We start from the raw sequence: 8,964 nt of genomic DNA, 5'->3' as shown, positions 1-8,964 counted from the left end.
CCGAATCGGCGGGAGCGCTGTCGGATCCGGGCGGGGAGGTGCGCAGGGTGTCCACTTGGAAGGCCAGGCCCTGCCATCCGGGCCTACCGGGAGCTCCAGCAGCAGTACCTGTGAGACGGCCGCAGCGGCACTTCCCTTGGGGAGGGAAGGGCTGTCGCTTCCCCGGCAGCCGGTACCGGGGCATCGCGGTCCGGCCTCGGTAGGACAAGGACACGTGGTTCTTGGGTCGGCCGGTGCCCGCGCGGCCGCCATGAACTGACGGAACGAGAAACTGACTGTAAATGACCTGCTGCAGAGGGTAATTGGTGTGGAAGTGTCAGCAGCCTTGATCGCTCCTCTTCCTCGATGGGATGGTCCATGGCCTCTGACTTCGCAGTGCCTCGCGATGAACGTCTGAAGCGGTTGCGCGCACGCCTGCAGGGTGGGGCCCCGGCACGGGATTTCGAGGGGCGGGCGGAGTCCTCCCGGAGCGCCCGGCTGCTGTACGGGGTGATGCTGCACGGCGCTGCGCGTCTGCATGCGGGCCTGGAGCTGACGGATCTGGAGGCACGGCTGGTCGGGCCGCTGCTGCGGCTGCTGTCGCAGGAGGAGGTGGGTGACTTCGGCCGGATCTACCAGGAGGAGTCGGCCACACGCGCCAAGATCTTCCCGGACGCTCTCGCCTCCCGCCCTCTCGAGCAGGGATACGCGGTCAAGGACCTCATCGAGGATCTGCCTGCCCTCGGCGAGGAGATCGCGGCCCAGGCGAACGTCAGCATCGTCGACCTGGACACCCCCGCGGGCGGTGAAGACGGTTCGTGGGATTCCAAGGAGTTCTGCCAGGGCATGGGCGCCTACGGGTACGGGGCGACAGTGGTGACCGCTTCGGGGCACCAGGCACCGTCTGCGGACAAGCCGGCGTTGCAGGTCGACATGACGCATCCCCGGTTCAAGTGCGACAGGGAGTCCCATGAGTTCAGCGGATCGAACGAGGTCTACTGGGCACTGTCCGCCGGCGCTGACAACGGGGACAAGCAGGCCGGCATCACTCGCACCTACGGCGACGTGGACAGCGGTGAGACCCACGACATGGACGCCAACACCGTCCTGTTCCGGGGCGCGGTCGACAAGGTCCTGCTCTGCCACATCGAACTGTGGGAGCAGGACTCAGGCGTCGACCCCGAGCTGGGGCGCACGATCCAGGAGATCGCCACCACGCTGCAGGACACCGCCGAGGTCATGAGTGCGATCCCGGCCGGCGGGCCCTGGCAGTACATGCACCAGTTCATCGCCATGGTGGGCAGCGTCGGCCAGCTCATCGGTGAAATCGTCGAGTGGCTGGCCGACGATCTGCTGCACCACCGCACCATCGCCTTCGACCGCGCCGCGATGGAAGTCCTGTCCGACCCCACCCTCCCCAATCCCGATACCACCTGGTGGTTCCAGAACCCCAGCGGCGCTGGGGCGGAGGGCCGGTTCTCCCTCGACATCCGGGGTCGCTATGCCCAGGCCAGCAGCAACGGCGTCGGGCTCCTGACCCTGACCGGCTCCCAGTGGGCCGGCCCGGCCCGGCCCTGGCCGACTTCCCGTACGCAGGACACACCCGCGTTTGCCACGCACAACGGAATCCTCCACTGTGCGGTCCGCGGCCTCGACAACGCGGTCTACATCAGCCAGCGCCAGAACAACCAATGGGGCACCTTCCGCAAGATCCCCGGGACCAGCACCCTGCACGCCCCGACCCTCGCGTCGACCGGCGGACGGCTCTATCTGGGCTTCACCGTGTCAAGCGGCGACACCACCAACAACAGCGGCCACTGCCGCTACTCCACGGACGGGGTCGACTGGCCGACCACCGACCTCACGGGCCCGGGCAGCGCCCACCGGCGGGGTTTCACCCTCGCCTCCCACTCCGGGCGCCTGTGGTTCGCGGCATTCTCCGGCGGCAGTATCGACGAATACCGCGAGTTCCGGGTCACCAGCTACGACACGATCCGATGGGTCGACTGGGGCCTACATCACCAGCACAAGTCCATGTACTCACCGGCCCTTGCCACCTTCCAGGGCAAGCTCTACATGGCGTACACGAACCTCGGCGGCAGGGTCTGCGTCACGCCGCGCAATGACGGCGCCTGGCCCGCCCCGGTTCAGCTGCCCGGAACCTCCACGGCCTCCCCGGCTCTGACCGTGCTCGGCACCACCCTGTACTGCGCTATCCGGGGCACCGACGACCGCATCTACGTCAGCAGCAGCACCAACGGCTCCAGTTGGAGCAGCTTCTCGCCGATCACCAGGTCCGGCGCGACGAGCCTGTCCGGGCCCGGCCTGACCGCCGACGGCACCACCCTCCTTCTCGCGTTCCGAACGCTGGTGTAGCCCTTCCCGGGCTTCTGAAATGAGCGTCGTAGTTGGCCAGCGTGGCCGACTACGACGCTCGACCACGCAAACGGGCGGTTGGCCGATGCGGCCGGCCGTCCGGTTCGAGTACGAGTGCCTGGCCGGTCCGCGTGACCCGGCCGCGGCGCTGCGGCACAAGGCCGCGACATCGTCCCGCAGAGTTGCCACTGCCCAGGTTCAATGAGCGATTTCCGACTTCAGGTTGAGGCGTGGTGGAGGACCAGGGCGGCCTTCACAATGTCGGTGATGCGGTTGGTGCTGCATCGGAGCTTCCGGAGCAGGGGCCAGCCCTTCAGGGTGGCCATGGCCTGCTCGCCGAGGCAGCGGTTCTTGGCGTGACTGCTGTTGTGCCGGCGCTTCCACCGCTTGAGTCGGCGTGAGCTGGGTGCTCGCCGTCGTGTGGACGAGCTGAGGGAAGAGGCCGACCGTATCCAGGCCGAGTTGGCCGTGGCCGAGCTGGAATGGCAGGAGTGGGTGATCGCCCGCAGGCGGTAGGCAAGCCATCGACGGGCGCGGGCAAGCGCGCTACGCAAAAGGGGGGAAATGATCTGGGGTGTTGGGCGAGAGTGCTGCTATGGAGAGCCGGACCAGCTTGTGGTGGCGGGGGTTGGCGGTGGTTGGCGGTGGTTGGCGCCACCACGGCGCTCGGGTTGCTGGTGTGGGTATCGGCTGCAGATCTGGAGCGGTCGAATCAGATCATGGGAGTGGCCGGCTCGGTGGCCGGTATCGCCGCGCTGGGGGTTGCGCTATGGCAGCTCAGGACGTTGAGCGGGGCTGCAGCATTGTCGTCCGAGCGGGTGCGCGCGGCGCGCGGGTCGCTTGCGGCGCGCGGGAGCATCCGCAACTCCACGGCACGGGACGCGGGGCCGGAATCCGGCACATCGGCAGGCAACTCGGATATACCAGCAAGCGGTGGATCAATTGCGGCCGGTGGCGACATTGATGGATCGCGCGCGCAGCACGGCCAGTGACAGGGCGTTCGGGGGATGGGCAAGCACCAAGACACCAAGGGGCCCGGCGTACCGGAACCGCCTCAACAGGCACTGGCTCGGCAGGGCTCCATCGCCGCACTGGGCGGCGTAAAGGGCAGTGTGGCCATGAATATCGAGAACGCGACAGTGATGCCGTCTGAGGCGTACCAGCCGATTCCGGATGACGCGGTGCAGGGCGAGGTATCGAACATTCCGCGCAGGAGCCTGTTCGTCGGCCGCACCCGGGAGCTGGAGGAACTGGACGCGGCGTTCGCCTCCCCCGGCGGGGTGGTGTTGCGGGTCGTGAGCGGGCTGGGCGGGGTCGGCAAGTCCGCGCTCGCCGCCTGGTGGGCTGTTGAGCGGGCCGGGGTACGTGTGCGGTGGTGGATGGCCGCCGACACCGAAGCAGCGGTCACTGCAGGCCTTGCGGACCTTGCCCGGGCCCTGCAGCCGGGGCTGGCAGCGGTGCCGGCGGAGGTGCAGGTGGAACGGGCGCTGGCGTGGCTCGCCCGCCGCGATGACTGGCTGGTGGTGCTGGACAACGTCAATGAGTCCGACCACATCAGCAAGCTGCTCGATCGGGCGGCGACCGGAGGCGGCCGGGTCTTGATCACCACACGCCGGGCAACGAACTGGTACCAGTTCACCGCCACCATCCATCTGGACGTGCTCTTCCCGACGGGGGCGAGCTGTTCACCCGCATCACTGGCTGCGACCCACACCAAAGCGACGGCACCATGGAGGTATGTACCGACGAACTCGGGCAGGTCAGTAACGGAGTCCTAGAAGGATCTCCCGCTGCCTGCGTGATCCTTCACCCGTCGGCATGTTGCCGGAGGCCCCCGACTGGCTTCCGGTTGTCCGCGGGACGACTCGGAGCCCGCCGGCCGGCGGGCCGAGCGCAAGAAGGCAGCACATGCCCTGGTTCACAAGATGCTTGCCCAAGGCCATTCGCGCCGGGTGATTGCCCGGCACCTGGGCTGGGGTCTCAACACCGCGCTCCGGTACGCGAATGCCGCACGTTGGCAGGACACCATCCGCGAGAACCGGCCCCGGCCCAGCAGGCTGGACCCCTACAAGCCCTACCTGGAGCGACGCTTCGCCGAGGGATGCACCAGCGTCACCCGCCTCTACAGTGAACTCGTTGCCGACAACGCGCCTGTCACCTACCAGATGGTCAGCAGCCACATCGCCGACCTCCGTGGGGCTCCGGCTGGCGCGCCGCCGCGGCCGCCGACAGTGCGGCAGGTGACCGGCTGGCTCACCCGTCACCCCGCGGCCCTGACCACCGATCGCCTCGGCTCCACGCTCCCCATCTGGATCGAGGCAGTCGACGCCAGCTGGCTACCGGGCCTCACCGGCTTCGCACTCCACCTCCTCCGAGACCTCGACGCCGTGGCAGCCGGGCTCACTCTCGACTGGAGTTCCGGAAGCATCGAGGGCGCCGTGAACCGCATCAAGAAGATCAAGAGGCAGCTCTACGGCCGAGCTGGACTTGAATTACTCCGCGAGATGATCCCGCTCCAGTAGCACTCCGAGCCCGCCGAAGACCTGCGCCAGAACCGAGAACTGACAGCAGCCAGAGAGGTCGGCTGGGGCGTGTCGGTGCCGACGGACATAATTCGTGCTGTGGACCTGAGACCGGAGTTGTTGCCGCCGCCCGTGAGCCGGCAACAGATGGACGAGCTGTGCGCCGAGGTAGAGCGGATCGCTGAGCTACTGGTGGCCCGCCCGGAGGCGGCAGGTGAGGCGATCACGGCCTTCAACGCGATGACCGGTCACGACTACGTGCCCCTCGACTTCGCCGAGTACGACCGAAGCAGGAGCCTGGAGAAGTTCGCGAGGGAGGCGGCCCGGCCGGCTCGCCCCGTGGTTGCGGACATCACCCGGGACGAGCTCGTTGAGATCGTTCGCAGACTCCTGACTGCCTCTGCGGAGAGCGACTACTATCTGCGGCTCCTGAAGGCGAACGTGTCGCATCCCCGGGTGAGTGACCTGGTCTTCCATCCCTCGGACGACCTTCAGGACGCGTCTGCGGAGCAGATCGTCGATCAGGCCCTGAAGTACCGGCCGATCGCGCTCTGAGCTGCGGGGGAAGTCAGCTGGCAGTGGTTTGTTGTTCGGCGCGGGCACGGGTGCTGGCGAGGTGGCAGGAGCCAGTGCCCGTTTCGGCGAAGGCCGCCCCTTTCAAATCGAACACCACCGTAACCCTCAGCGACCGTTCCCCAAGATCTGTGCCAGAACCGAGTTTCAACAGCAGTTGGCGATCAATGCGCTCGCAGATGTTCACGGGAAATGACGGTGCTGCCGTCAGTGAGGGCGTTCGTGCCGATCACGGGGATGACCGGCACCTCGGGGGAAGCAGGCACGGTAATCTCGGGTCATGCCCGAGACATCGGTGGCGCACTTCTACGACGAACTGGCTGATGACTACCACCTGATCTATCCAGACTGGGACGCGAGCGTCCGTCGGCAGGGGGGCGCCCTGGACGCCCTGATCGGCCAAGAGCGCGCGGCGGTCCTCGACTGTTCCTGCGGCATCGGCACGCAGGCCATCGGCCTGGCGCTGCGCGGGCACCGGGTCACCGGGACCGACCTCAGCCCCCGCGCCGCCGCCCGCGCTGCCCGTGAGGCCACCTGCCGGAACCTGAGCCTGCGCACGGCCGCTGCCGATATGAGATGCCTCCCGTTTCCTCATGGCCGGTTCGACACGGTCGTCTGCGCCGACAACTCACTGCCTCACCTGCTGACTGAGGAGGATGTGCACGCAGCCCTGGCCGAGATGCGCCGCGTGCTGCGTCCCGACGGCCTGCTGCTGGTCAGCACACGCCACTACGACGACCTGCTGCGCGACCGCCCGGCTTCGACGCCTCCACAAGTCCACAGGAACGTCGACTGCGCCGACGGTGAAGAACGAACCGTCAGCTTCCAGCTCTGGCACTGGCACGACGACGGCGAGCACTACGACCTGGAGCACTTCCAGCTCCTTCCGGCAGGCGGAGAATGGCGCGTCCGGGTCCGCCGTACTACTTATTGGGCACTCGGCCGGGACCGGCTGACTGGCCTCGCAAACGGGGCCGGGTTCGTCGACCCCGAGTGGCGGATGCCGCAAGAGACGGGCTTCTTCCAGCCGCTACTCGTGGCCCGCGCCGGTGAGTAGGTGACTCCATCTCTCCGCGTGGGAGGGCAGGTGTCAGCCAGCCTTGGCGGGTTCCTCAGTGCGTGCTCGGGTGGTGGCGAGGCGGTATGAGTCGGTGCCGGTCTCGATGATGTTGCCGCCGAACGTCAGTCGGTCCACGATGGCCGCGCAGAGCCTTGGATCTGTAAAGGTTTCGGCCCGGCCGCCAAAGGATTCGCTGGAGGCGATCGCCACAGGCTCTGAAAGCGGCGCAGTGCCGCAGCAGGCGACATTCGTCCCATCTGCCAGACTGCTCTGATGATCGTCAGACTCGCGCGAGTGCAGGATCTTCCCGATCTTCTCGGGTTGGCAGGCCAGGTTGAGCACTGGTTCGGCCCGATGATTGAAAGCCCTGATTTCCATAGCGCCTTGGGCAAACACATCCGCCGGTCCACGGCGCTCGTCGCCGTCTCCTCGGAATCGGAGCTCCTCGGCGGCCTGCTCTTTGGCGCCAAGCCCCCGACTTATCACGTCCACTGGCTCGTCGTCTCGGAGAAACAACGCGGGAAGGGCGTGGGCCGGGCCCTGCTAGCTGACGCAACACGCAGGTTCGTGTTAGGGCCGGGCAGCGTTGATGTGGTCACCTTCGGTGCCGACCACCCAGGCGCCGTTGCCAGCGGTGCACGGGTCTTCTACGAACGTCTCGGTTTCACCCCAGCTGAGGCTGCCGACCCTGGCCCGGAAGGCGGCTCACGGCAGATCTATCGCCTAGCCGTTGTCTGATTCAGGCGACGTTGCCCCTTGTCCTGCCTGGCACTCCATCGCCCTACTGAGGTTCAAACATGGGTTCTGAGTGGGTATTTAGGTATGTCTTGCGGTGTTACGTCGCCCCTGTGGCATGGTTTCTCTGAGGTGATTCGCGCCCTACATGCAGATTCGCGGCCTTCCGAACTTCGGCCTCGGTGTCCATTTGCTCCGTGTCTCGCACCCAGATTCGGTCTGGTCTATGGACATCACAGACCCGCCCAGCTCGTCAAGTAACGCTGTCGGTGGCGCAGTTCGTGTAAGAGCCCTTTCGTGAACCAGCGGAAGCCGTACCCCAGCGACCTGTCCGACGCCCGATGGGCGTTGATCGAACCGACCTTATCCGCCTGGAGGAAAGCCCGACTCGACCGCAGACCCACCGGCCAGCCGGCCCAGGTCAAACTGCGCGATGTCTTCAACGCAATCCTGTACATCAACCGCACGGGAATCCCGTGGAAATACCTCCCGCACGACTTCCCCAACCACGGCACCGTCTACGCCTACTACGCCGCCTGGCGAGACGAAGGAATCCTCGCCCAGCTCAACTACGACCTGACCGGCCTCGCCCGCGTGAAAGAGGGGCGCAAGCCCGAACCGACCGCCTCCGTGATCGACACCCAGAGCGTGAAGACCTCCACGAACATGCCCCTGACCAGCCAGGGAACCGACGCCGCCAAGAAGATCGTAGGCCGGAAGCGAGGCATCATCACCGACACACTCGGCCTGCTCCTCGCCGTAACCGTCACCGCCGCAAGCCTGTCGGAAAACGCCGTAGGAATACACCTCCTCGACCAGGCCAAGAAGACCTACCCGACCATCTCCAAGAGCTGGGTCGACACCGGCTTCAAGAACGCCGTCATCGAGCACGGAGCGAAGCTCGGAATCGACGTCGAGGTCGTCAACAGAAACCCTGAAATCCGCGGCTTTCATGTCGTCAAAAGGCGCTGGTCGTAGAACGGAGTATCGGATGGATCATGATGCATCGTCGTCTCGCACGCGACTACGAGACCCTGACCTCCAGCTCTGAAGCCATGATCCACGTCGCCTCGATCGACAACCTCACCAAGCGCATAACGGACGAGACCACACCCACGTGGCGAGGAACCTACTAGGAAATAAACCGCAATTCGCCTACATCAAACGCCCACTGAGCACCGGGAGCGGTGGCTCGGGGCTGCCTGCGGGGAGGATCCGCGCGTAGATCGACCGGGCCCGCTCCGCTTCGGTGTGGGCGGCTTCCGGGCGGTGTGCGGCGTCCAGCAGTGCCGCCAGATCGTTGCGGGTTTCGGCCTCACCGTGCAGGTCGTGGATGCGCAGGCGTAATGCGAGTGCGGCGCGTAGGTGCTGCTCGGCCTGTTCGTGGCGGGCCAGGTGGGTGTATCCGTAGCCGATGCCGTTGAGTGCCATGGCTTCGGTGTGGGGTTCGCCGATCTGCCGGGCGAGGCCGGTGGCCCTGCGGTGCCATTCCGTGCCCTGCGCGTGCGCTCCCGCGTAGCAGTGGGAGAGACCCAGCGCGGTCATCGCCCAGGCCTGGGTGTGCGGATTGCCGATCTCCTGGGCCAGCGTGAGCACCTGCTGAGCCGTTCGGCCGGAGGCAGCAGTATCGCCGAGCTCCAGTCGGACCAGGGCGGTGCCGAGCAGGGCACTGGCCTCCGAGTGGCGGTCACCGATGCCCCGGGAGAGCCCCAGTGCCTC

The 8,964-nt window shown here is 66.6% G+C and carries 9 protein-coding genes and 3 pseudogenes; 8 read left to right on the top strand and 4 right to left on the bottom strand.

Annotated elements, in window-relative coordinates; all coding sequences use genetic code 11:
- The first annotated feature begins 357 nt into the window (after positions 1 to 357).
- The gene (locus ACWDZ7_RS42245; RefSeq protein ID WP_451804201.1) at positions 358 to 2,355 is read left to right on the top strand and encodes a hypothetical protein; all 1,998 of its coding nucleotides are present in this window, start codon (positions 358 to 360) and stop codon (positions 2,353 to 2,355) included.
- Positions 2,356 to 2,573: 218 nt separating this feature from the next.
- Here ACWDZ7_RS42245 and ACWDZ7_RS42240 read toward each other — a convergent pair.
- Positions 2,574 to 2,723, bottom strand: a pseudogene (locus ACWDZ7_RS42240) (IS5/IS1182 family transposase); the annotation flags it as partial.
- Between the two features lie 276 nt (positions 2,724 to 2,999).
- Between ACWDZ7_RS42240 and ACWDZ7_RS42235 the strand changes: the two are divergent.
- The 4 genes from ACWDZ7_RS42235 to ACWDZ7_RS42220 all read left to right on the top strand — a co-directional run bounded on the left by ACWDZ7_RS42235 (position 3,000) and on the right by ACWDZ7_RS42220 (position 5,432).
- Positions 3,000 to 3,347: a hypothetical protein gene (locus ACWDZ7_RS42235; RefSeq protein WP_451804199.1), complete on the top strand. Its 348-nt coding sequence runs from the start codon at positions 3,000 to 3,002 to the stop codon at positions 3,345 to 3,347.
- 15 nt (positions 3,348 to 3,362) lie between these two features.
- Entirely contained in the window at positions 3,363 to 4,133 is a 771-nt protein-coding gene (locus ACWDZ7_RS42230; protein WP_451804197.1) for a hypothetical protein, read from the top strand.
- A 174-nt stretch (positions 4,134 to 4,307) separates the two neighbouring features.
- A complete protein-coding gene (locus ACWDZ7_RS42225) occupies positions 4,308 to 4,877 on the top strand; it encodes a hypothetical protein (protein WP_451804195.1) in 570 nt (189 codons plus the stop codon).
- A 69-nt stretch (positions 4,878 to 4,946) separates the two neighbouring features.
- A complete protein-coding gene (locus tag ACWDZ7_RS42220; protein WP_451804193.1) occupies positions 4,947 to 5,432 on the top strand; it encodes a hypothetical protein in 486 nt (161 codons plus the stop codon).
- 13 nt (positions 5,433 to 5,445) lie between these two features.
- Here ACWDZ7_RS42220 and ACWDZ7_RS42215 read toward each other — a convergent pair whose 3' ends face one another.
- Complete coding sequence (locus ACWDZ7_RS42215) at positions 5,446 to 5,637, bottom strand: hypothetical protein (RefSeq protein ID WP_451804191.1); 192 nt, start codon at positions 5,635 to 5,637, stop codon at positions 5,446 to 5,448.
- A gap of 93 nt (positions 5,638 to 5,730) precedes the next feature.
- Between ACWDZ7_RS42215 and ACWDZ7_RS42210 the strand changes: the two genes are divergently transcribed.
- On the top strand, positions 5,731 to 6,507 hold the full coding sequence (locus ACWDZ7_RS42210) for a class I SAM-dependent methyltransferase (RefSeq protein WP_451804189.1): 777 nt from the start codon (positions 5,731 to 5,733) through the stop codon (positions 6,505 to 6,507).
- Positions 6,508 to 6,540: 33 nt separating this feature from the next.
- Here ACWDZ7_RS42210 and ACWDZ7_RS42205 read toward each other — a convergent pair.
- A pseudogene (locus tag ACWDZ7_RS42205) lies at positions 6,541 to 6,720 on the bottom strand (ATP-binding protein); the annotation flags it as partial.
- Positions 6,721 to 6,783: 63 nt separating this feature from the next.
- On the opposite strand from ACWDZ7_RS42205, the gene ACWDZ7_RS42200 reads away from it, so the two are divergent.
- Together ACWDZ7_RS42200 and ACWDZ7_RS42195 are read left to right on the top strand one after the other, a co-directional pair.
- The gene (locus tag ACWDZ7_RS42200) at positions 6,784 to 7,248 is read left to right on the top strand and encodes a GNAT family N-acetyltransferase (protein WP_451804187.1); all 465 of its coding nucleotides are present in this window, start codon (positions 6,784 to 6,786) and stop codon (positions 7,246 to 7,248) included.
- A gap of 294 nt (positions 7,249 to 7,542) precedes the next feature.
- Positions 7,543 to 8,381 (top strand): annotated as a pseudogene (locus ACWDZ7_RS42195) (IS5 family transposase).
- A gap of 19 nt (positions 8,382 to 8,400) precedes the next feature.
- On the opposite strand, the gene ACWDZ7_RS42190 reads toward ACWDZ7_RS42195, so the two are convergent.
- Positions 8,401 to 8,964 (bottom strand): tetratricopeptide repeat protein (locus ACWDZ7_RS42190; protein ID WP_451804185.1); only part of this gene is annotated, 564 nt, incomplete at its 5' end.

Source organism: Streptomyces sp. NPDC003032, from assembly GCF_053591415.1.
This window is presented reverse-complemented; position numbering and strand designations above follow the sequence as displayed.